The 22,046-nt window shown below is 55.0% G+C and carries 19 protein-coding genes and 1 tRNA gene; 16 read left to right on the top strand and 4 right to left on the bottom strand.

Features of this window, described 5'->3' with window-relative positions:
• Positions 1–128 precede the first annotated feature (128 nt).
• Positions 129–3,107 (bottom strand): bifunctional [glutamine synthetase] adenylyltransferase/[glutamine synthetase]-adenylyl-L-tyrosine phosphorylase, encoded by a 2,979-nt coding sequence (locus WA318_RS16090; RefSeq protein ID WP_336082737.1) that lies wholly within the window; start codon positions 3,105–3,107, stop codon positions 129–131.
• Between the two features lie 273 nt (positions 3,108–3,380).
• On the opposite strand from WA318_RS16090, the gene WA318_RS16095 reads away from it, so the two are divergent.
• Positions 3,381–6,926 carry a YhdP family protein gene (locus WA318_RS16095; RefSeq protein ID WP_336082739.1) on the top strand — a complete coding sequence of 1,182 codons (3,546 nt, stop codon included), beginning with the start codon at positions 3,381–3,383 and terminating at the stop codon, positions 6,924–6,926.
• Between the two features lie 77 nt (positions 6,927–7,003).
• Here the strand turns inward: WA318_RS16095 and tyrS are convergent, their stop codons facing one another.
• Positions 7,004–8,257 (bottom strand): tyrosine--tRNA ligase, encoded by a 1,254-nt coding sequence (gene tyrS / locus WA318_RS16100; protein WP_114098288.1) that lies wholly within the window; start codon positions 8,255–8,257, stop codon positions 7,004–7,006.
• Positions 8,258–8,444: 187 nt separating this feature from the next.
• Between tyrS and WA318_RS16105 the strand changes: the two genes are divergently transcribed.
• On the top strand, positions 8,445–9,572 hold the full coding sequence (locus WA318_RS16105) for an anhydro-N-acetylmuramic acid kinase (protein WP_336082742.1): 1,128 nt from the start codon (positions 8,445–8,447) through the stop codon (positions 9,570–9,572).
• Between the two features lie 43 nt (positions 9,573–9,615).
• Here the strand turns inward: WA318_RS16105 and WA318_RS16110 are convergent, their stop codons facing one another.
• Positions 9,616–10,254 (bottom strand): alpha/beta hydrolase, encoded by a 639-nt coding sequence (locus WA318_RS16110; protein ID WP_114098286.1) that lies wholly within the window; start codon positions 10,252–10,254, stop codon positions 9,616–9,618.
• 245 nt (positions 10,255–10,499) lie between these two features.
• Between WA318_RS16110 and cysE the strand changes: the two genes are divergently transcribed.
• From cysE to WA318_RS16180, 14 genes are all read left to right on the top strand, one after another.
• Positions 10,500–11,237: a serine O-acetyltransferase gene (cysE, locus tag WA318_RS16115; protein WP_336082746.1), complete on the top strand. Its 738-nt coding sequence runs from the start codon at positions 10,500–10,502 to the stop codon at positions 11,235–11,237.
• Positions 11,238–11,324: 87 nt separating this feature from the next.
• Positions 11,325–11,807: an Rrf2 family transcriptional regulator gene (locus WA318_RS16120; protein WP_114098284.1), complete on the top strand. Its 483-nt coding sequence runs from the start codon at positions 11,325–11,327 to the stop codon at positions 11,805–11,807.
• A gap of 49 nt (positions 11,808–11,856) precedes the next feature.
• Positions 11,857–12,984: a cysteine desulfurase family protein gene (locus tag WA318_RS16125; RefSeq protein ID WP_336082748.1), complete on the top strand. Its 1,128-nt coding sequence runs from the start codon at positions 11,857–11,859 to the stop codon at positions 12,982–12,984.
• A gap of 28 nt (positions 12,985–13,012) precedes the next feature.
• Positions 13,013–14,236 (top strand): IscS subfamily cysteine desulfurase, encoded by a 1,224-nt coding sequence (locus WA318_RS16130; protein WP_114098282.1) that lies wholly within the window; start codon positions 13,013–13,015, stop codon positions 14,234–14,236.
• Positions 14,237–14,296: 60 nt separating this feature from the next.
• Positions 14,297–14,695, top strand: coding sequence for a Fe-S cluster assembly scaffold IscU (gene iscU, locus WA318_RS16135; RefSeq protein WP_114098281.1), 399 nt, complete (start codon positions 14,297–14,299; stop codon positions 14,693–14,695).
• Positions 14,696–14,739: 44 nt separating this feature from the next.
• A complete protein-coding gene (locus WA318_RS16140; protein WP_068518526.1) occupies positions 14,740–15,081 on the top strand; it encodes a HesB/IscA family protein in 342 nt (113 codons plus the stop codon).
• 143 nt (positions 15,082–15,224) lie between these two features.
• Positions 15,225–15,845, top strand: a complete 621-nt coding sequence (gene hscB, locus WA318_RS16145) for a Fe-S protein assembly co-chaperone HscB (protein ID WP_336082754.1) — start codon at positions 15,225–15,227, stop codon at positions 15,843–15,845.
• A gap of 31 nt (positions 15,846–15,876) precedes the next feature.
• Positions 15,877–17,775, top strand: a complete 1,899-nt coding sequence (hscA, locus tag WA318_RS16150) for a Fe-S protein assembly chaperone HscA (RefSeq protein ID WP_336082756.1) — start codon at positions 15,877–15,879, stop codon at positions 17,773–17,775.
• Positions 17,776–17,929: 154 nt separating this feature from the next.
• Complete coding sequence (locus WA318_RS16155; RefSeq protein ID WP_101247649.1) at positions 17,930–18,265, top strand: ferredoxin family 2Fe-2S iron-sulfur cluster binding protein; 336 nt, start codon at positions 17,930–17,932, stop codon at positions 18,263–18,265.
• A 56-nt stretch (positions 18,266–18,321) separates the two neighbouring features.
• Positions 18,322–18,519: a Fe-S cluster assembly protein IscX gene (iscX, locus tag WA318_RS16160; protein ID WP_068518522.1), complete on the top strand. Its 198-nt coding sequence runs from the start codon at positions 18,322–18,324 to the stop codon at positions 18,517–18,519.
• Between the two features lie 140 nt (positions 18,520–18,659).
• Entirely contained in the window at positions 18,660–19,364 is a 705-nt protein-coding gene (gene tenA / locus WA318_RS16165) for a thiaminase II (protein ID WP_336082761.1), read from the top strand.
• 116 nt (positions 19,365–19,480) lie between these two features.
• Positions 19,481–20,626, top strand: a complete 1,146-nt coding sequence (mnmA, locus tag WA318_RS16170) for a tRNA 2-thiouridine(34) synthase MnmA (protein WP_114098455.1) — start codon at positions 19,481–19,483, stop codon at positions 20,624–20,626.
• Between the two features lie 167 nt (positions 20,627–20,793).
• Positions 20,794–20,870: transfer RNA gene (locus WA318_RS16175), tRNA-Met, on the top strand.
• A 330-nt stretch (positions 20,871–21,200) separates the two neighbouring features.
• Positions 21,201–21,761 carry a hypothetical protein gene (locus tag WA318_RS16180; RefSeq protein ID WP_336082764.1) on the top strand — a complete coding sequence of 187 codons (561 nt, stop codon included), beginning with the start codon at positions 21,201–21,203 and terminating at the stop codon, positions 21,759–21,761.
• Positions 21,762–21,816: 55 nt separating this feature from the next.
• Here the strand turns inward: WA318_RS16180 and WA318_RS16185 are convergent, their stop codons facing one another.
• Positions 21,817–21,996, bottom strand: coding sequence for an SRPBCC domain-containing protein (locus tag WA318_RS16185; RefSeq protein WP_336082766.1), 180 nt, complete (start codon positions 21,994–21,996; stop codon positions 21,817–21,819).
• Between the last annotated feature and the right edge of the window lie 50 nt (positions 21,997–22,046).

Here is a 22,046-nt window from a genome sequence, read left to right on the forward strand (position 1 = left end):
CCATCCTTTATCTGTTCGGTTTGTCGTGCGATCCGTATCCGCGCTGAAAATACAATCCTTTATAAGGATGGCAAGGCCGCGTGGATCATTGGCACGAACACTTATTCGCTGTCTTGTCCGTTCGGGTTTTATGCTTCGGCTGGCGGGGCGACCTTTTCAGCCGGTTCGGCAATGATGCGGTCATAGATTGCCTTGATCCGGGTGGCGGTGGCTTCGATCTTTTCCTTCAGGCTGGCGAAATCGTCACATTTTCCGGCCCGGGCCAACATCTGCTGCAAATCCGTGCTTGCCCGTTCGGGATCAAACGGTCCCTCGGTCGTCAGGCGCAACATCGCCTGAAGGGCCAGCCAGAACGCCCCGGCATTGGCAAGAAATTCTGCCTCCTCTGCATCAAGAATGCCCGCAGTGCCAAGGCGTTTGAATACTTCACGCGTGGTCGGTGACAGGATTTCGGGATGTTCATGCGCGTGACGCAGCTGCAAATATTGCGCAATGAATTCCAGATCGACCAGTCCGCCACGGCGCATCTTGATGGCCCAGGGGTGATTGTCACCCTTGCCGGCATCCATGCGGTTTCGCATGTCAAATACTTCGCGGACCAGTTGGTCGGGGTCGCGTGGTTTGCGCAGGACGGCATTGGTTGTCGCAAGAACCTTGTCGCACAGCGATTGCGGACCATAGACCGCGCGCAGACGGGTCAGTGCCATATGCTCCCAGGTCCAGGCTTCATTATTCTGATAGGCCTCGAAACTTTTGAAATGGGTTGCAAGCGGGCCTTTAGATCCGCTTGGCCGCAGGCGCAGGTCTGTTTCAAACAGAACCCCCTCGGCCGTCGGGGCGGAAAGGGCGTTGATATAGCGCTGGCTGAGCCGGATGAAATAATGACCGGGCGAAAGTGGCCTTTCGCCATCTGACTCTTCGGCCTCTTCGGGAACATCATAGATAAAGACCATATCAAGGTCCGACCCCGGCGACAGTTCCTGACCGCCGTGTTTGCCAAGGGCAAACACGGCCAGTCCACCATCTGTGAACGTGCCATGCTTGGCGGCAAAATCATCGGCAATGCGCGGGAACAGGGCGCGGATCGCCACATCGGCCACATCGGCAAGGGCCCGGCCTGCTTCATGCGGGGTCTGGCGATTCTGGATGGTCTGAACATCGATCTGGAATTTCTGATCATTGGCCCAGCGCCGTGCGGCATCGAGCCAGTCTTCGACCATGTCTTCGCGCGACAGGCGGGCGTCAAGATCGGCAAGCATGGTTTCGGCATCGGGAAGCTGTTCGTGGAAGCCTGACATCAGAACGAAATCAAGAACCGATGCGTTGCGTCCGATATATTTCGCCATGCGTGGTGCCGTTCCGGCAATCTGTGCCAGCAATTCCAGCAATTCGGGATGGGCTGTAAACAGCGAGAACAACTGAACTCCGGCAGGCAGGCCTTTGAGGAATTCGTCGAAGGCACGGAATGCCATATCGGGGTTGGTGGTTTTGGAAAGTGCACCAAGCAATGTCGGCATCAGTTCGGTCAGGATTTCACGCGCACGGCGTGACCGGGTCGCACGATACCGCCCGTGATGCCATCCGCGTACTGTCACCGATACATTTTCGGCATTCTCAAACCCCATCTCGCGCAGGTTCGAAAGGGTATCGGGATCATCTTCGGTGCCGGTAAAGACAAGGTTGCCCGTCTTGCTGTCACCGGTTAGCGGTGTGTCGTCTTCAAACAGTTCGGCATAATTGTTTTCGACATTGCGCAGATGAAGCAGCAAATCGGCCCTGAAATCATCAAGGGTTGCATAGCCAAGGAAGGTGGCAAGGGCGTGCAATCCCTCGTCGGTTTCCGGCAATGTCTGGGTCTGCTGATCATTGATCATTTGCAGACGATGCTCGACCGTGCGCAGAAACGCATAGGCGGCAAGCATTTCGTCGCGGACTTTTTCTGAAACCTGCCCGAATTTGGTCAGCGTATGCAAGGTGTCGCAGGTTGCCTTGCCACGCAGGGCAACTTCACGTCCGCCCCAGATCAATTGCTGGGTCTGGGCAAAGAATTCGATTTCGCGGATGCCGCCACGACCGAGTTTGATGTTATGGCCCGGCACATTGATCTTGCTGCCGCCCTTATGGGCATTGATCTGGCGCTTGATCGAATGAATGTCCTGAATGGCCAGAAAATCAAGATGCTTGCGCCAAACAAACGGACGCAGAATTTCCAGAAATGCATTGCCGGCCGGGCGATCGCCTCCGACGATCCGGGCCTTGATCATGGCCGCACGTTCCCAGTTCTGCCCGACCGTCTCATAATAGGTTTCCGCTGCAATCATCGACAGGATCGGCGGGGTTGAGGCAGGGTCGGGGCGCAAACGCAAGTCGGTTCGAAAGACATAGCCATCGCCTGTGCGTTCTTCCATGACGCGCGTGATGTCACGGACCATCCGGACAAGATCCTGTTGCAGGCGATCCGGATCAAGATAGGTCACAACATCCTGATCATACAGGAAGATCAGATCGATATCGGACGAGTAGTTCAGCTCGCAAGCACCAAGCTTTCCCATGCCAATCGCAAAGATACCCGATCCGTCCAGCGGATTTTCCGGGTTGGGCAGGTCGTATTTGCGCTGACGCGCCATGGCTGACAGGCAATGGGCCATGGTGAAATCAAGGGTGCATTCGGCGGTTTCACTGATCGCAGCGGTAATCTTGGCCAGTGGCCATGCCTTGCAGATATCGGCAATCGCAATGACCAGTGCTGCACGGCGTTTGGCCTTGCGCACGATGGTCATGGTTGTTGCCTGATCGATATTGCGCGCTTCTGCACTGACCCTGACCGGATCAAGTGCCACACCAAAGGCATGATCAAGCCCGTTATCAAAGACATCACAGACAATATCGGGATCGCGCAAACACAGATTGGTCAGATAGGGGCTGTTGCCAAAAAGTGCCGCGAGAACGGTCCTGCTTTGGGGATCGGACGCAATGTCGCCAATTTTTGATGCAAGATTTTCGAATGCCGGACGTTCTCCTAATATGTTCCAGCGTTCAAACGCATTGCGAACACGTTCGGCATCAAAGGGTTGGGGCAGGTCCTGTGAAATCCAGGAAAGAGACACTTTTTGCGTTCCTTGTATTGCGAAACGGTAACGAAACGGGCTATGCACAGAACTGTGCGTGATCGCATACTTCCGGCAAGAACTTCGAAGCCCCGCTCAAAAGGGTGACGATCTATATTTAGCTTTTCTGTGATCGGACAAAAAGAGATTAGATCGGTAAGAGCCTGGTACTTTTGACCAAGTATGTGCTGTTCATATGGTCGATATGAATACCAGACTGCGCTGATTGTTGCTATTGCTGCATATGTTATCGGGAAGACAGGATAAATAAGAGTGCGCCTTGTTAAAACCTTCGCTGGATGGCTGGCGCTGACCTTATCGGCGGTCGTCCTGTTTGTTGGCGTATTTGCAGCAGTCACCATCTGGCGACTGTCACAGGAACCTGTGTCCCTGCACCGCATCACTCCCTATATCGTTGATCATTTGAACAAGTCGATGGGAGACAACCGGCTTGCGGTTGGTGATGTTGTTCTGCGCTGGCGCGGTTGGGCGGAAAAGTTTGATGTCGGGCTTCGCGATGTTGTCATCATCGGTGGTGATGACCGTGAATTGCTGCACATCCCCGAAGCCGACGTGGTGTTTTCCAGCAAGGCCTTGTTTGAAGGTGTCCTTGCCCTGCGCGAAATGAACCTGATCGGGGCACGTATTCGCCTTGAACGTCGCGCCGATGGTCAGATCGATATCGGTTATGTGACAGACAATGTTGCGTCCGGCGAGGCCGTATCAGATGACAACTCAGGTAATCCGCCTGACCAAATCTATGAGTCCGGGCGCGGTGCATCCGTAATCATTGATCTGCCAGCTGGTCAGAATGCCCAGCCATCTGCGCCAATTGAGCAAAATACCCCGGTAGCAACAGCGCGGTCTGACGGAAAGACTGGGCCAGAACAGGCGGGCGAGCCGATCGAACGATCCGGTAGCGAAATGCTGCGCGATGTTGTCTCAATCCTGTCGGGCGAACGGACGGACTTTCCGGCGGCAGCCTATTTTGAAAGCTTTGGCATCGTGAATGCCGACTTGCAGGTGCGCGACGAACAGCTTGGCGTTGTCTGGGCCGCACCACAGGCTGATATTCTGTTGTCGCGCAAGCCGCTTGGCATTGGTGCCGAGGCATCCTTGCAGGTCAGTGCAGGTGCCCTGTCAACGCGCGTCAATATCACCGGCGATTATAGCACCAGGACAGGTGAAATCGATCTTGAAGCGCGATTGGGCGAGGTCGAACTTTCAGATCTGGTCAGTATCTCCGATATCTTTGAGCCACTGCGCGATGCCTATGTGCCGGTGTCGGGTGCGATCAAGGCCAGATACGATGTCGATGGCACACTGGTCTCTGCGGCAACCGATCTTGTGGTCGGGAGCGGTGTGATTTCCTTCCCGGACGAGATGCGCGCAACCTATCGCGTGACCGACGGGCGCATTGTGACAAGCTTTGTGCCGGGCCGCTTCAGTGTTGATGACGTGACCCTGAATGTCGGCGACGCAACCGCGGCTGTTACCGGGGTGGTTCTTGATCCGTTCGGGCAATGGCGGGTCAGTCTTGACGCGCGGGCGACCGATGTTGCTACCAATGATCTTGATCGTCTGTGGCCGGAAAATGTCGGCATCGATGCGCGTACATGGGTTGTCACGAACCTGTCCGAAGGCATCGTCCATCAGGCAACCATGCATACCGAACTTCATCAGGATGAAGCAGGCGAGGTGGTTCTTGACGCGTTGGGTGGTCAAATGACCATGTCGGGTGTGACAGTGCATTATCTTGGTGACATGCCCGAGGTGCTTGACGCAGCCGGCCATGCCGAATTCGATGAAACCAGCTTCAGGATTTATGCTAATCGCGGACAGGCGGATGGCCTGACCGTGACCGATGCCAGTATCCTGTTTACCAAGCTTGATGAACCGGTTCCCTCGGCTGATATCGAGGTTGTTGCCAATGGTAGTGCGCGCAAGGCACTTGAACTGATCGAGGCACAGCCGCTTGGATTTGCCACCCGTCTTGGTATTGATCCCGCGCAGATTGAAGGGGAACAGGCAACCCGTGTTCGTTTGCATTTCCCGTTGCTTCGCGCTGTGACTTTCGATGATGTCGAGGTCGCCGCAGCATCGCGGATCGAGAAGGCCAGTATCACCAATGCATTCCGCGAGCTGGATGTCAAAAACGGCAGCTTCGAATTGCAGGTCAACACCAAGGGGCTTGAACTGAACGGTACGGCATCCGTTGGTAAGGGCAAGACGGCAATCAACTGGGTCGAAAGTTTCGATACCGCGGCCAGGGTCAGAAGCCATTACACCCTTTCGGGTGACCTTGACCTGGCCGTTCTGCCCGATGTCGAACTTGATGTGTCGCCATATCTTTCCGGAATGGGCAAGGGCAAACTTGATATCAGGGTCTTGCCCGACCAGGTAGAGCTTAAAGGCGATGTCGGCCTTAAGGGTGTCGCGATTTCGCTCCCGCTTGAGGAACTCGCCTATGTCAAACAGGCCGGGGCAGAGGCAAACGCAAAGTTCGATGCTGCAGTCCTCTATGAGGGGGGCGGGCAACTGAAATCCTTTGCGATCACGGCGCCGGCACTTGAGGCTTCCGGGCGCGGAAACTGGCGCGGCGATAACCCGATTGCCGATCAATGGGCGTTCGAGATCGAAGATACACGTTTTCGCGAAAATACCGGGCTCGAAGGCTCTATCCGCCTTGCCAATGATGACAAGCTGACGGTTGATCTTCGTGGCGCGCAGTTTGATCTGCGTCCCTTCGTTGAAAAGGACACATCATCCGAACCTGCTGTAGTGACAGGGGACGACAAGGCTGATCTGCGCAATGTTATTGTCACCCTGACAGGGGACAGTTTCTTGCTTAAGGGGGCCGACCCGCTTCTTAATGACGGCAAAGTCACATTCAATCAGGCGAATGACAGCCGCGAAATCGAAATTTCTGCACGTCAGCTGATTGCAACGCCCTGGATTGTCAATGATGAGACCGACAGTCCCAAATCCGGGGAAAGTGCGGCCCCCAATAGTGGCGGTATCGGTCAGCGCGCCAGCCGCGAGGGCGGTTCAACTGCAATCTTCCTGAATATCGAACAGTTGGTTATGGCCAATGGCGAGCTGTTCAGTGACGTCAAAGGATCGATCCATGTAGTCGGGCAGGAATGGGATCGTCTGGTGTTAAACGGGTCGCTGGCGGATCGCGCGACCGTTTTCGCACAGGTCAGCCGCGAAGATTTCGCGACCCGCAAAGTCATGCTGACCGCCGAAGATGCAGGCAAGTTCCTGCGCGCGCTTGATATGTATGACAACCTTCTGGGCGGCAACATGTCGATCGAAGGCACGGTCGATGAAAGCGACGTTGCACAACCCTTTGCCGGAAAGGTCAATATCACCGAATTCCGGGTTGTTAATGCCCCGATTGCCGCCCGTGTTCTTGGCGCAGCATCGCTATCGGGCCTGAACGACGTGCTGCAAGGCAATGGTATCGCCTTTGCCGAACTTAATGGTGACTTCACCTATGTGAATGACGTTTTGACCTTGGCCAAGGTCGCCGCAAATGGAACGGCAGTTGGCGTAACCGCAAACGGATCAATTGATCTGGCAAAATCGGAAATCCGTCTTGCCGGGTCTATTGTGCCGATCTATGCGATCAACTCGGCACTTGGGGTGATCCCGATCCTTGGTGATCTTCTGGTTGGTGAGGAAGGTGGCGGTATCTTTGCCCCGACCTACACGATTGAGGGTGATCTGGGCGAACCGGACGTCACGGTCAATCCGCTTTCGACCTTTGTGCCCGGCGTGTTTCGAAATCTGATCACCGGGGCCGAACCCGGCTAGTCATGCCTGTTATCGACAAACAAAAAGCCCCGCAGCATGAGCTGCGGGGCTCTTGTATTTGATAAGGGGCGACCTGATCAGACCGGTTTGATCAGTACGTGGCGCTTTTTGCCTGCGGAAACCTTGATGACGCCATCGGCATTCAGGGCGTCTGATGTGATATTGGCGTTTTCATCACTGACTTTCTCGTCATTGATTTTTGCGCCACCACCTTTAATCAGGCGACGGGCTTCGCCACCCGTATTGGCCAGCTCTGCACGGCGGAAAAGATCGAAGGCCGGGATACCGGCATCAAGTTCGGCCCTTGCGACTTCAACGGTCGGAAGGTCATCGGCCAGAACACCTTCTTCAAAGGTCTTGCGCGCCGTTTCGGCTGCGGCAAGGGCCGCTTCTTCGCCACGACACAGCTTGACGGCTTCGAATGCCAGAACCTTTTTGGCTTCGTTGATCTGCGATCCTTCAAGCTTGGCGAACGCGTCAATCTGCTCAAGCGACATTTCGGTAAACAGACGCATGAACTTGATAACGTCGGCGTCTTCGGTGTTGCGCCAGAACTGGTAATAGTCATAGGACGACAGGCGTTCCTCGTTCAGCCATACCGCACCGGCGGCGGTTTTGCCCATCTTGGCACCTGACGCGGTGGTCATGAGCGGTGTGGTCAGGCCAAACAGTGATTTCTCGTCAACGCGACGGCCAAGCTCAACACCATTAACGATATTGCCCCACTGATCCGAACCGCCCATCTGCAACATGCAGCCGTAATTGCGATTCAGTTCAACAAAGTCATAGGCCTGCAGGATCATATAGTTGAATTCAAGGAAGCTCAGCGACTGCTCACGTTCCAGACGCAGCTTGACCGAGTCAAAGCTCAGCATACGGTTGACCGAGAAATGGCGACCGAAATCACGCAGGAATTCGATATAGTTCAGCTTGTCGAGCCAGTCGGCATTGTTGACCATAACCGCATCGGTCGGGCCGTCGCCAAAAGTCAGGAACTGCTGGAAGACCTTTTTGATACCGGCCATGTTGGCTGCAATGACTTCATCGGTCAGAACCGGGCGGGCATCATCACGACCGGTCGGATCGCCAACGCGCGTCGTACCGGCGCCCATCAGAACAATCGGCTTGTGCCCGGTTTTCTGCAACCAGCGCAGCATCATGATCGAGACAAGCGATCCGACATGCAGGCTGTCTGCGGTGCAGTCATAACCGACATAGCACACCACCGTATTTTCCGATGCATAGGCATCAAGGCCTTCAAGATCAGTGCATTGGTGGATGTAACCGCGGTCATTCATGACGCGGAGAAAATCAGACTTCAGTTCAGTCATGGTTTTTGCGCTATGTTGGTTGTGATAGAAAATTCGGGCCGCATAATGTGCGGAGGCGATGATCTAGCACAGAAAACATGCGCTGGGCAACGCATCGGCGAACAGATATGCAATCAGGGTAACGATTTCGCCAGAATTTCGATCTAACCTGCTTTTCCAACCACAAAAAGATCAGGCGGAGCAAGATATGACGCAGGGCAGGACACCGGGCTGGATCACTGCAATTGGAATGATGAGCGGCACCTCGCTTGATGGCGTGGACGCGGCGCTGATTGAAACCGATGGTGTCGAGGTTAGGCGTCTGGATCAGTCTGTTTTTGTGCCTTATGCACCGGAATTACGCGAAAGAATGCGGGCCTGTTTTGGCAACCGCAGTGCGACCAACTCCGAACATGTGGTCGCCGATGATCTGACACAGGTTCATGTTGATGCTGTTAACATGCTGCTGGAGAAATCCGGCATGACGCCGGGTGACATCGGGGTGATCGGTTTTCATGGTCAGACCGTGTTTCACGAACCGGCGTCGGGCCTGACCCGTCAGATTGGCACGCCAGATATGCTGGCTGATAAAACCGGTATTCCGGTGGTCGCGGATTTTCGTCTTGCTGATGTTGCAGCAGGCGGCGAGGGCGCACCGCTGGCTCCGGTTTACCACGCAGCCCTGATGAAAAGTGCAGGAGTGGAAGTGCCTGTTGCTGTGCTTAATATCGGTGGTGTCTCGAACGTTACATGGATCGGCGAGGGCGATGATATCCTTGCCTTCGATTGCGGGCCGGGCAATGCACGTCTTGATGACTGGATGTTGCGCCATACCGGCAATCCGGTAGATCTGAACGGTGCAACGGCGGCGTCAGGCAAGGGGGATCTGATGGTCGAGGTCAAATTCCTTGAAGACCCGTATTTTGATCGTGTCCCGCCGAAATCACTTGATCGCGAAGACATGGCTGCCCGGATTGATGGTCTGGTGACCGAGGCAAAGCTTGGTGTTTCAGATGGGGCGGCAACCCTTGCCAATTGCACGGTCGCCGCCATTGTTGCCGGGGTGAACCATCTGCCGGTTGCACCCAAAAGCTGGTTTGTCTGCGGTGGCGGGCGACACAATCATTATGTCATGGAAACGCTGGCAAGCCGTCTTGGGGTTCCGGTGCATTCGGTTGATGAACTGGACTGGGACGGGGATGCGGTCGAGGCAGAATGTTTCGGCTATCTTGCCGTGCGTCACCTGCACGGCTTGCCACTAAGTTTTCCCGGGACGACGGGCGTGCCCGCGCCGTGTTGTGGTGGTAAATTATACACAACGAAAAAGGCCGCCTGATCAGGCGGCCTTTTTCGTGATTGTCTGACATGCTGGCGGGCAATTATGCGCCGCGCTTGTCCAGATAGGCGATCGAATGCTTGATCACGTCATCTTGCTGTTTGGCAAAATAGTGATCGGCACCATCAATCGTGCACATGTCAACTTCGATGCCTTTCTGGGCATTGAGTTTGTCTGCAAGCTTGTTGACTGATGATACCGGAATGTTGCTGTCCTGCGATCCGTGGATCAGGATACCCGATGACGGGCAGGGGGCAAGGAAGGTGAAGTCGTATTCACTTGCCGGTGCTGCAACCGAAATAAATCCGTCGATTTCCGGGCGGCGCATCAGAAGCTGCATGCCGATCCAGGAACCGAACGAGTAACCGGCAACCCAGGTTGCACGTGCATTGGCATTATAGGTCTGCATCCAGTCAAGCGCAGATGCCGCATCCGACAGTTCACCGATTCCCTGATCGTAAACGCCCTGCGAGCGACCGACACCGCGGAAGTTGAACCGCATGACAGAATAGCCACGATCCTTGAACATGTTGAACATGTTGAAGCACAACTTGTTGTTCATTGTGCCACCCTGTTGCGGGTTCGGATGGAGGATAAGTGCGATGGGCGAATCGTCAGCGCCGTTATGGTGGTAGCGACCTTCAAGGCGACCTTCGGGGCCGTTAAAAATGACCTCAGGCATGGATCAGACTGCTCCTGTCCACGAATGGAATGATGTGTGCAACAAAAATATCCGAGTGTTTTTGTAAGTTTTTTCGTGTTTGCGCATAAATTGCTTTGGGCAAATACTTGACCAAGTTACTCGGTTATCCTATATTCCGGCTAACCCGTTAGTGCCGACTTAACCCGATCTTGCAGGTGATGCAGGGCCGGGCGTGGACGTGGCTGCCGGGAATCGAAGCTACTAATTACACAGTGGACCGCCCCATGTTCAAGATAATTCGTCAGGAAATTGACGCGATGATTGCCCGCGACCCCGCGGCCCGATCCCGTTGGGAAGTCGTGATCAGTTATCCGGCGTTTCATGCGATCATGGGATACCGCGCAACACACTGGCTCTGGCAGCGTGGTTTTCGCATTACGGCACGCTTCTTTTCCCAGATTTTCCGCTGGTTGACCGGGATTGAAATTCACCCGGGTGCCAAGATCGGCAAGCGGTTCTTTATCGACCATGGCATGGGTGTCGTGATTGGTGAAACCGCCGAGATTGGCGACGATGTGACCCTGTATCAGGGGGTTACCCTTGGCGGAACATCGCCCAGCGTAAACAGCGATGGCCAGCGCGGCCTCAAACGCCATCCGACACTTGAAGATGGTGTGATCGTTGGTTCGGGCGCGCAGATCCTTGGTCCGTTCACCGTGCGTAAGAATGCCCGTGTCGGCGGCAATGCCGTTGTGCTTTCCGAAGTGCCCGAAGGGGCGACTGTGGTTGGCATCCCGGCCAAGATCGTTCGCCGTGAAACCGATGATCGTTTCTGTGCTTATGGTACGCCGCTTGGCGATCTGCCCGATCCGGTGGCGCGCGCTCTTGAAGAACTCGGTCGCGAAGTACAGACGCTGCGCAATCAGGTCACCGCACTTGAAGCCGAAAAGTCGGGTGCTGCAGGAAAGCCGGGCGGGGATGCGACGCCGGAAAAACCGCGTATCGTCGCATCATCGGAATAATTTGCGCGTATCGCGCAACTTGAATGAACAGCCCGCTGTCAGGTTCATGAGCAACAGAACCGAACCAGCAAGGCAGGAGGACGCACCGTGAAGCTGAGTACCAAAGGCCGCTATGCCGTTATGGCGATGGTCGATCTCGCTGAAAGCAGCAAGGACCGACCGGTCGCGCTTGCCGATATTGCGGACCGTCAGGAAATTTCGCTGTCTTATCTTGAGCAGCTGTTTGGCAAATTGCGCAAGGGCGGGCTTGTCCGTTCCGTGCGTGGCCCGGGTGGTGGATATCTGTTGGCAAGAACTGCCAGCGAAACCCGTGTGGCCGATGTCATTCTTGCTGTTGATGAACCGATCCGTGCAACCCGTTGCAAATCAGGTTCTCCCAAGGGCTGCAAGGCCAACAAGGGCCGCTGCCAGACCCATGAATTGTGGGAAGAACTGGGCAACCAGATCTATCTTTATCTGGCTTCTGTCAGCCTTGCCGATGTGGTGGATCGCAACGTGACCGGTTCTCTTCGGGTTTTTCCGGGTAAAACAACGCAAATAGAAGAACCGTCGCAGGTTGCGGCACAGTGAATGCTCCTCTATATCGAGGGTAGATGCGAATAAGGATGATTACAAACTGATGGCCGACCAGGTTTATCTCGACTACAACGCAAGCGCGCCGCTGTGCTCCGAAGCACGGCAGGCCATGATCGCTGCGATGGATGTTGCAGGTAATCCGTCATCGGTTCATGCCAGCGGCCGTGCTGCACGCAAGATTGTCGACCATGCACGTCGCACCATTGCCGAACTGGTCGGTGGTGATTCAGAACGGATCATCTTCACCAGTGGCGGTACCGAGGCCAACAACCTCGCGCTGAACGGTCTTGAAGACGTCACTGTCTTCACAAGCGCGGTTGAACATCCCTCGGTGATCGAAGGGCGCGTTGATGCAAAACGTATCCCGGTGGATGGCAACGGTGTGGTTGATCTCGATGCCCTTGAAGCGATGCTCAAGGAAGCATCGGACGCCGGGCAGAAGGTTCTGGTTTCGGTCATGCTGGCCAATAATGAAACCGGTGTGATCCAGCCGGTGGCCAAAGTGGCCCTGCTGGCCCGCGAATACGGGGCAAAGGTCCATTGTGATGCCGTTCAGGCATTGGGCCGGATGCCGGTGGATATGGGGCGCTTGCTGGTTGATATGGTGTCGATTTCGGCCCATAAGATCGGCGGACCCAAGGGAATTGGCGCACTTGCGATCGCGCCCGGCGTGATGCTGGTGCCGCAGATCCGCGGGGGCGGACAGGAAAAATACCGCCGTGGCGGCACCGAGAACGTTCTGGGCATTGCAGGCTTTGCCGCCGCAGCCGAACGGGCAGAGGCCAAAATGGCAAACATGGCGAATGTCGCAGCCTTGCGTGATCGCCTTGAAACAGAATTGGCATCAGAGGCGCCTGAGCTTCTGATCGCTGGTAAGGGAACGGAGCGACTGGTGAATACAAGTTGCCTGATCTTGCCGGGAATGCCAGGGGAAACCCAGGTTATGGCGCTGGATCTGGCAGGTGTTGCCATCAGTTCGGGATCAGCCTGTTCGTCAGGCAAGGTGCGTGAAAGCCACGTGCTCAGGGAAATGGGGGTTTCGGATGCCGGATCGGCCATCAGGGTCAGTCTGGGACTGGAAACCACCGACGAGGATATTGATACATTTATCCGTGTTTGGAGCCGGATGAGGGGCAATGCAGCGCGTAAGAAAGCGCGTCACGCTGCCTGACAAGAGAGTGAGTGAGGAAGCCTTTAATATGAACGAGCTTAAAGCAAAGCCGATCTATCTGGACTACCAGGCCACGACGCCGACCGACCCGCGTGTCGTCGAAGCGATGCTGCCGTATTTCACCGAGAAGTTCGGTAACCCGCATTCGCGTAACCACAGCTTTGGCTGGGAAGCCGAAGATGCGGTTGAAATTGCACGTGGTCAGGTTGCCAAGATCATTGGCGCATCGGCAAAAGAAATCATCTTTACCTCGGGTGCGACTGAATCGAACAACCTCGCACTCAAAGGTGTGATGAAGTTCTATGGCAAGAAAAAGCCGCATCTGATCACGGTCGTGACCGAGCATAAATGCGTGCTCGACAGTGCCCGTCACCTTGAGCAGGAAGGTTACAAAGTGACCTATCTTGGTGTTAAGGATAATGGCCTGATCGACCTTGAAGAACTTAAAGCTGCGATCACCGATGAAACCGCACTTGTTTCCGTCATGGGCGTGAACAACGAAATCGGTGTCATTCAGCCGCTTAAGGAAATCGGTGCCATTTGCCGCGAACGCAAGGTGTTCTTCCACACCGATTGCGCACAGGCTGTTGGCAAAATCGACCTTGATGTTGAAGACATGAATATCGACCTGATGTCGATTTCCGGCCACAAGATCTATGGCCCGAAAGGCATCGGTGCGCTGTTCGTCCGTCGTCGTCCGCGCGTTCGCGTTATCGCCCAGATCACCGGTGGTGGTCAGGAACGCGGTATGCGTTCGGGTACGCTCCCGACCCCGCTGATCGTGGGTCTTGGCAAGGCATGTGACATTCTGTCGAACGAAATGGCAGAAGAAAATGCACGCCTGACCGAACTGCGTGACTACACGCTGGCGCGTTTCCGCGATCGTCTTGACGACATCTATCTGAATGGTGATGAAGAAGCCCGCGTTTGCGGTAACCTCAATGTTTCCTTTGCCTATGTCGAAGGCGAAAGCCTTCTGATGGACATCAAGAACATTGCTGTTTCTTCGGGTTCGGCATGTACGTCGGCATCGCTTGAACCGTCTTACGTTCTGCGTGCGCTTGGTGTTGACGAAGAACTCGCACACACCTCGCTGCGTATCGGCCTTGGCCGTTTCACGACCAAGGAAGAACTCGACACCGCTGTAGATGCAATCTGCACCGCGGTGGAGCGTCTCCGCGAGATGAGCCCGCTTTGGGAAATGGCCCAGGAAGGCATCGACATCAAGTCGATCGAGTGGGCTGAGCACTAAGAAGCGCCTGAATTAACGTCATTGTCTCGCGAGAGACCAAAAGAATATTGGAGAGAAATCATGGCTTATAGTGAAAAGCTGATCGACCATTACGAAAACCCGCGCAACGTTGGTTCCATGGACAAAAACGAAATGTCCGTTGGTACCGGTCTTGTTGGTGCACCGGCTTGTGGCGACGTGATGAAGCTGCAGATCAAGGTCACCCCGGAAGGCATCATCGAAGACGCAAAGTTCAAGACCTTTGGTTGCGGTTCGGCGATTGCGTCAAGCTCGCTGATCACCGAATGGGTCAAGGGCAAGTCGCTTGATGAAGCCGGCTCGATCAAGAACTCGCAGATTGCCGAAGAACTGGCGCTTCCGCCGGTCAAGGTTCACTGCTCGATCCTCGCTGAAGACGCCATCAAGGCTGCTATCAGCGACTACAAATCCAAAAACGGTGTGGCGGACGCTGCTGAATAAGCAACGTCCCTACCGCTGCGTTTTCCGGAATTTGGGAGAATACCATGGCTCTACCGTCACCGATTTCTGTCACACCAGTTGCGCTTGATCATATCAAGGCGTTGCTCGATAGCCGCGGCAAACCGTCGCATGGCATTCGTCTGGGTGTGCGCAGTAAAGGGTGTTCGGGCCTGTCTTACACGCTTGAATATGCTGACGATGCCAGCGGCTTCGAAGAAGTTGTCGAGCTGGAAGACGGCGTGAAAATCCTGATCGACCCCAAAGCCATCATGTTCGTGCTCGGCACCGAGATGGATTACGAGGTCAATAAAATGGAAGAAGGTTTCGTTTTCCGGAACCCCAACGAAAAAGGTCGTTGTGGTTGCGGGGAATCCTTCCACGTCTGATCGGCCGGGCTTTCCCTGCTTTCTGATTGGTCATGGCCCCGGCTTCATCGCCGGGGCCATCGACTGAAAAGGGTGGTCTGATCGCATCAAGTCCGACTGCCTTGCTATTTGTTTTTTGATTTTAATCCTCGGAAGTGCACCGCGTGAGCAATACAGAACATCCGGCACACAAAGCTTGCTGGTCCTGCAAGGGGCCGGTTGAAGTCAGCGCACTGTTTTGTGACACCTGCAACGCCATTCAGGCCCCGGGTCAGCTCGACCATTTCAAACGGTTTGGTCTGGAACGGTCCTTTGTCGTTGATATTGACGCGATGGAGGCAACCTATCTCAAACAGCAGCAGCTGTTGCACCCCGACCGCTTCGCGTCGAAGTCTGGCCGTGAGCAGGCCCTGTCTTCGCAACAGGCTGCCAGCCTGAACGAGGCTTTCGAGACCCTTAAAAATCCGGTGGCGCGTGCCCATTACATGCTGCGTCTGGCCGGGATCGAACCCGAAGGTGGCGAAGGCCATACCGTCAATGATCCGGAACTTCTGATGGAAGCGATGGAAATGCGCGAAGCGCTTCATGATGCCGAAGACAAGGGCACCATTGATGCGATGATCAAGGATACCCGCAAGCAGGCCCGTGCCTGTGAAAAGGACCTTGGCGATGCGATTGACGGCAATGCCTTTGATTCGGCCAAAAAGCTTACCACCCGTCTGAGATATCTCATGAAAATGACCGAGGAAGCGCGCGCGAAGAAATCGCGCCTTGCCGCTGCCTGATCATTTCAAATAACCGATACGGATAGAATTCATGGCTCTGCTTAAAATCCACGAACCGGGCGAAACGCCGCTCCCCCATGAGGACGAGCGCCAGATCGCGGTTGGTATCGATCTTGGAACCACCAACTCGGTCGTTGCGATTTCACGCGATGAAAAGCCCGAAGTGCTCCGCGACAAATCCGGTGGCAACGCCATCGTGCCGTCGGTTGTCTATTATGGCGATGGTACTCCGGTGGTCGGCGAAGAAGCCCGCGAACATATCAATACCGATGCCAATCGCGTCGTATCCTCGGTCAAGCGCCTGATGGGCCGTGGTCTTGAGGATGTGAAATCGGTGGCCGGTACACTGCCCTATGACGTCGAAGTTCCCGAAGGTGCCGAAGACGGCACGGGCGAACCGATGATGGTGCGCCTTAATGTCGGGGATCGCGTTCTGACCCCGGTTGAAGTTTCGGCTGATATCCTGCGCGCATTGCGGGCACGTGCCGAGGAAAGCCTTGATAAGACGGTCGAAAAGGCCGTGATCACGGTTCCGGCCTATTTTGACGATGCGGCACGTACCGCGACCAAGGATGCGGCCAAGCTTGCCGGGATTGAAGTCCTGCGTCTGGTCAATGAACCGACTGCGGCTGCCCTTGCCTATGGCCTTGATAACGGGGCAGAAGGGCTTTACGCCGTGTACGATCTTGGCGGCGGAACCTTTGATATCTCGCTTCTGAAAATGCAAAAGGGCGTTTTCCAGGTCAAGGCAACCGGCGGTGATGCCGCCCTTGGCGGTGATGATTTCGATCATGCCATTGCCGAACATCTTCTGGCCGAGCGCAAGGATGGCGGGGCGGCTGATGCGATTGATGCATCCGATGCCAAGCGTCTTCTGAAAACCGCGCGCAAGGTCAAGGAAGGCCTGACCGATCAGGATGCGGTAGAAGTCGTTGTTGACCTGAATGGCAGCAAAACCACCCACACCGTCACGCGTTCCGCGTTCGAGGCGATGATCGCCAAGCTGGTATCGCGCACAACCGCGATCACCGAACAGGTTCTTGACGATGCCGATATCCTGCCCGAAGACGTCAAGGGCGTGGTGCTTGTCGGCGGTTCAACCCGTGTTCCGGCCGTGCGCAAGGCGGTGGCAGACCTGTTTGAACAGGAACCGCTGTCTGATATCGACCCGGACGAGGTCGTTGCCCTTGGTGCCGCCCTTCAGGCCGAGGCACTCACGGGTGGTTCTGACAACCTTCTTCTGGATGTCACGCCATTGTCGCTTGGTCTGGAAACCATGGGCGGGATTGTTGAAAAGGTCATTGACCGCAATACCCCGATCCCAGTCGCCAAGGCGCAGGAATTCACCACCTATCAGGATGGCCAGTCGGCCATGATGATCCATGTGGTGCAGGGCGAACGCGAAATGGTTGATCAGTGCAGATCGCTTGCCCGTTTTGTCCTGACCGGTATCCCGTCGATGGCCGCCGGGGCGGCCCGTATCCGCGTACAGTTCAATGTGGATGCGGATGGTCTTCTGACCGTCTCGGCCCGCGAGGAAACCACCGGCACCGAACAGGAAGTCGCCGTCAAGCCGACCTATGGCATCAACGAAGTCGATATGGCCAATATGCTGCGCGACAGTATGGTGCATGCCCGTGAAGATATGGAACTGCGCGTCCTGACCGAGGCACGTGTTGAAGCGCGGCGCAATATCCTGGCTGTAGGTGCGGCAATGGAAGCGGATCGGGCGTTACTGGCGCCTGAGGACGAGGAGAATATCAATAACGCCATTGCCGCCCTTGAATCTGCAATGGCGGGCGATGACCGTGATGCCATCAACGAGGCCGCCGAGGCCCTTGAAAATGCATCGCGTCCCTTCGCCGAAGCCCGAATGGATAGCCGGATCCGGCAGGCACTTGCCGGCCAGAATGTTGATGAAGTGAATTAATCGACACCGGTGGAATTGACAAACCGGTCATCTGCGGCGATTGTCCCGAACAACCGCCAAGGTCAGGGCCGGACGAATGTGTTGCTTTCGGGTATCCGGGGCAGCGCATCAAACAGAGATCGAACGAAAAGTATTACCGAGGAGAAAGGCACAGATGCCTAAGATCGTTTTTGTTGAGACCGATGGCACCGAAAAGGAATTCGAAGTTGCCGACGGCCTGTCCGTTCTGGAAGCTGCCCATAAGAACGGCATCGACCTTGAAGGTGCATGCGAAGGTTCGCTGGCTTGCTCGACCTGTCACGTCGTTCTGGACGAAGAATGGTTCGACAAACTGGACGAGCCGTCTGAAGACGAAGAAGACATGCTTGATCTTGCTTTCGGCCTGACCGAGACCTCGCGTCTTGGCTGCCAGATCATCATGAGCGACGAACTCGACGGCCTGCGCGTCAAGCTGCCGGCTGCGACCCGCAACATGATGGTCGACAAGTAAGTTTGACCTTCTGTTGTCCGGATGCTTTTGCATGCCGGGCGTCAAAGGAGACGAATATGCGTTGGACAGATATTCAGGACATCGCGATCGAGCTTGAGGAAGCACATCCTGACAAGGATAACCTCAACCTTCGCTTTACCGACCTGCATAAATGGGTTTGCGAGCTTGAAGGTTTCGAAGACGATCCCGAGAAATCGAACGAAAAGATTCTCGAAGCCATCCAGATGGCCTGGATCGACGAACGCGAAGACTGATTTCGGAAGGGTTGAGACGTGCGCCTTGCGGCCTGCACCCTGACCAGAAAAATGACGGACCAGCCTGCATCTGCGGGCTGGTCCGTTTTTGTTTGTGCCAAAACCGGCCTGCCAAAACCATAAAACGGGACGAAATATCCATGAGCCAGACCGCCACCTTTACCGACATCATTCCGGCCGACAGCCTGTTTGGCAAACTGCGCGCACGCGCAAGTGACGCCTGGGAAAGCTATGTCTGCCATTATTTCGTAAAACAGCTTGGCAATGGAACCCTGCCCGAGGCCGCCTTCAAGCATTACCTCATTCAGGATTACCTGTTTCTGATCCAGTTTTCGCGCGCCTATGCCCTTGCGGTCTACAAGGCCGAAGACCTGACCGCCATGCGCCAGTTTTCGGGCACCGTGCATGCCATCCTTGATATGGAAATGAGCCTGCATCTTGATTTCTGCAAAGGCTGGGGCTTGACTGAGGCCGACATCATCGCCGAACCCGAGGCGCGCGCCTGTGTGACCTATACCCGCTATGTGCTTGATCGCGGCGTGCAGGGCGATGTGGTTGATCTTCAGGTTGCCCTGATGCCCTGTATGGTTGGCTATGCCGAAATCGCAAACCGCCTGATGGCAAGTTCTGATACAAGGCTTGATAACAATCCGTACCGGGCATGGATTGAAATGTATGCGTCCGCCGAATTCCAAGACGTGGCCAGGGCCGAGATCGATTTGCTCGAACATACCGTTGCCAAACGTGGCGGTCATGATCGCATCGATGGTCTGGTGGATACCTTTGCCATGGCAAGCCGCCTTGAAGCCGATTTCTGGCAGATGGGACTTGATCTGGCAAAATAGGCCAACATCGCCTATATAAGCTCGAAATATAACGTGCGGGTGGCGGCAATGCCGCCCGTTGCTTTTTGGATCAACTTCTTGTCGCTGCGGCCTTGACCCGCAGATGGGTGGGAAAAATGAACTCTCTTGGCTTTGATAAGGCCCCCGAAGATACCCGCGTGGTTGTTGCCATGTCGGGCGGTGTGGATAGCTCCGCGGTCGCGGCCCTTCTGAAATCAGAAGGCTATGACGTGGTGGGCATCACCCTTCAGCTTTATGACATGGGTGCCAATGCGCCGACCCGTGCGAAATCCTGCTGTGCCGGGCGCGATATTTATGACGCGCGCAAAGTGGCCGAGGATATCGACATTCCCTATTACGTGCTTGATTACGAATCACGCTTCCGCGAAGAGGTGATCGATGATTTTGCCGACAGCTATATGCGCGGCGAAACTCCGATCCCGTGTGTGAAATGCAATCAGACCGTCAAATTCCGTGATCTGCTGGAAACCTCGCATGATCTTGGCGCGGATTGCATGGCGACCGGCCATTACGTGCAGCGCAAACTCGGTGCCGATGGCCGTGCCCAGTTGCACCGTGCCGCCGATCCGAACCGTGATCAAAGCTATTTCCTGTTCACCACCACCCAGGAACAGCTCGATTTCCTGCGCTTCCCGCTCGGCCATTTGATGAGCAAGGCCGAAACCCGTGCCCTTGCGGCCAAGTTCGGCCTTGAAGTCGCTGATAAACCCGACAGTCAGGACATCTGCTTTGTCCCGGATGGCAAATATGCCCGTCTGGTCGAACGCCTCCGGCCCGAGGCGGGCGAACCCGGCCAGATCGTTGATATCGATGGCAATGTCATGGGCGATCACCGTGGCCTGATCCATTACACGGTCGGGCAGCGTCGCGGGCTTAATATCGGTGGCACGGCAGAACCGCTTTATGTGGTCAAGCTGGTCCCGGAAAAACGTCAGGTCGTGGTTGGCCCCAAAGCCGCCCTTGCCAAGAAAATGGTCTATGTCAAAGACCTCAACTGGCTTGATGGCGACCAGATCGATGAAAAGGGTGTCGAGGTCGAAGTCAAACTGCGCTCGGCCATGCAGCCAACCACAGCAACCGTCTTCCCCGAAGCCCGCGGCGAAGCCCGGATCGAGCTTCACGATGCCCAGTTCGGGATCGCACCGGGGCAGGCGGGTGTGTTCTATCAGGGGGAACGTGTCCTTGGTGGCGGCTGGATCACCCGTGAAGAGCTTCTGGCCAATTCGGCGACTGCTGCCTAAGGTGGCCTGATCAATGAGTGTGGTGGGCGAGGGTGCATGTTCCTCGCCCGCTGGTTTTGTGGAAATCTTTTTTGATAAAAACGTCAAAAAGGCGCTTGACGGGGACGGCTCCCTGACTTAAAAACCGCCTCGTTCCGAACATTGCGGAACACCACAGAATATCCTGTGGCCGAGTAGCTCAGCTGGTTAGAGCAGCGGAATCATAATCCGCGTGTCGGGGGTTCAAGTCCCTCCTCGGCTACCAATTAAATAAGCCCTGCATCCCTGATGCAGGGCTTATTTCATTTGTATCCTTGGATCGGGCTTGCCCCCGTGGGTTCGCGAGAAAGCGAGGCACGCAGCTTTCGAGAGACATCGCCATCGGGCGATGGTCCGCAGGGCATTGCCCAAGGATAAAAAGCAGCCCAAAGGCTGATTTTTACAATTCCCTCCGGTTCGTTTCCTCAACAGTGATTTAGCCTGCTAAATGTACAATAACGTTACCATCGTTTTCACGTAAGGAAATGTGTGGTTTCGAAAATTAGTATATTTTATCAATTGTATAAAATTACGTGTAGGCACGGAGCATCATATTATGGGAAACGAGAGTGAGAAACTGAGCGATGAAGACCATTATGCGTTAGGTCGTGTTGACGCGATGCTAAACTTACGTCAAGGAATACTTGATAAGTTATACACATTCTCTAATGATGGAATTAAAGGACTAATTCTATTAAATGGCGGTACTATTCCCGTCTTGCCTACATTGAAAATCTTATCTCCTCAAACAGATATCGAAAACATAAGTCCAGCTATAGCATGTTTCTTGCTGGGCCTATTTGCGGCGCTTTTTGCCCAGCTCGCCATTTATCTGTCGGTGTCGTTAACGGTACGAGAGTACGATTCTGAACTGAATGACTTTATTGATAGATATAGAGAAAAGCGCCGAGCTCGAACTCAGACTGTCCGAACAAAAAGTGAAGTTTCCTCTGCGCAAGAGCATACAAAATATTCTGATCGAATTACGAAGTGGGAGAAAATTGCGCTCTACTCTGCATTAGCTTCAATGAGCTTGTTTATCATTGGAGGTGTAATCGCAATGATCGCGTTTTATCCTAGTGAGATCGATATCGCTTGCTTGATGCATATGAGCTAAAAAGGGAGCAGTCTCTTTTGGGCTGCTGTCCCCTTTTTGCACCTTTTCCCAGCGCCTACCGGCCCAATTTCAACAACAACTCATCCAGCCGTTCGAGCGTTGAGGCCAGGCCAGCCTCCATACCCATGTCAATGACCGTTTGCAGGTCTTTTGCAGAGTTATAGGCCACCACTGTCTCGGTAAGCGTATGTTCGCCCTGATCGGTGAAGGTCATGGTGACGTGAGAACGTGGCAAACTAGGATTTGCGATGCCGGTTTCATCGGTAAAGCTGTCATAGCCGGTAT

The sequence above is a fragment of the Thalassospira sp. CH_XMU1448-2 genome, from assembly GCF_037027285.1.
Lineage (GTDB): Bacteria > Pseudomonadota > Alphaproteobacteria > Rhodospirillales > Thalassospiraceae > Thalassospira > Thalassospira profundimaris_C.

Coding starts and splice junctions, on each gene's coding strand:
- tyrS (WP_114098288.1), bottom strand. CDS start 8,257: ATGACTGAACTGAAGTCTGATTTTCTCCGCGTCATGAATGACCGCGGT.
- WA318_RS16105 (WP_336082742.1), top strand. CDS start 8,445: ATGACGCAGGGCAGGACACCGGGCTGGATCACTGCAATTGGAATGATG.
- WA318_RS16110 (WP_114098286.1), bottom strand. CDS start 10,254: ATGCCTGAGGTCATTTTTAACGGCCCCGAAGGTCGCCTTGAAGGTCGC.
- cysE (WP_336082746.1), top strand. CDS start 10,500: ATGTTCAAGATAATTCGTCAGGAAATTGACGCGATGATTGCCCGCGAC.
- WA318_RS16125 (WP_336082748.1), top strand. CDS start 11,857: ATGGCCGACCAGGTTTATCTCGACTACAACGCAAGCGCGCCGCTGTGC.
- WA318_RS16130 (WP_114098282.1), top strand. CDS start 13,013: ATGAACGAGCTTAAAGCAAAGCCGATCTATCTGGACTACCAGGCCACG.
- iscU (WP_114098281.1), top strand. CDS start 14,297: ATGGCTTATAGTGAAAAGCTGATCGACCATTACGAAAACCCGCGCAAC.
- WA318_RS16140 (WP_068518526.1), top strand. CDS start 14,740: ATGGCTCTACCGTCACCGATTTCTGTCACACCAGTTGCGCTTGATCAT.
- hscA (WP_336082756.1), top strand. CDS start 15,877: ATGGCTCTGCTTAAAATCCACGAACCGGGCGAAACGCCGCTCCCCCAT.
- WA318_RS16155 (WP_101247649.1), top strand. CDS start 17,930: ATGCCTAAGATCGTTTTTGTTGAGACCGATGGCACCGAAAAGGAATTC.
- iscX (WP_068518522.1), top strand. CDS start 18,322: ATGCGTTGGACAGATATTCAGGACATCGCGATCGAGCTTGAGGAAGCA.
- tenA (WP_336082761.1), top strand. CDS start 18,660: ATGAGCCAGACCGCCACCTTTACCGACATCATTCCGGCCGACAGCCTG.
- mnmA (WP_114098455.1), top strand. CDS start 19,481: ATGAACTCTCTTGGCTTTGATAAGGCCCCCGAAGATACCCGCGTGGTT.
- WA318_RS16180 (WP_336082764.1), top strand. CDS start 21,201: ATGGGAAACGAGAGTGAGAAACTGAGCGATGAAGACCATTATGCGTTA.